1 pseudogene is annotated in these 330 nt (G+C 40.6%); it reads right to left on the bottom strand.

The features are described from left to right. Positions 1–17: 17 nt before the first annotated feature. Positions 18–330: pseudogene (locus IGI58_RS18240) on the bottom strand (chromosome segregation protein SMC); the annotation flags it as partial.

Raw genomic sequence — 330 nt, 5'->3', positions numbered from 1 at the left:
ACCGCTTGTAATGTTCATTAAAATGCTCCTTTCCCTTCCCATGTTTGTGGTGCCGGTGGAATAATATCTTTAATTGGTGCAGCATCTTCACCAGCTACATAGCCATCTTCAATGATGATGGAACATTCTTTACCAGTAGAAACACGAGTAGCGATAGCTTGTAGTCCTTCTTCTTCTAGCCATTGCCCGAACTCATTCAATGTGACCATATCCATTTGTTCCAACTTATCCAAAAGAATGAAGCCGCAGTTTGGTTTCAATTTACGAATAATCGCAGTAGATACTTTCAATTGATCAGAACCGCTCATGTTATCCCACTTCTGACCGTTA

The sequence above is a fragment of the Enterococcus sp. AZ020 genome (genome assembly GCF_050499205.1).
In the GTDB taxonomy this organism is placed as follows: Bacteria; Bacillota; Bacilli; order Lactobacillales; family Enterococcaceae; genus Enterococcus_L; species Enterococcus_L dunnyi.
This window is presented reverse-complemented; position numbering and strand designations above follow the sequence as displayed.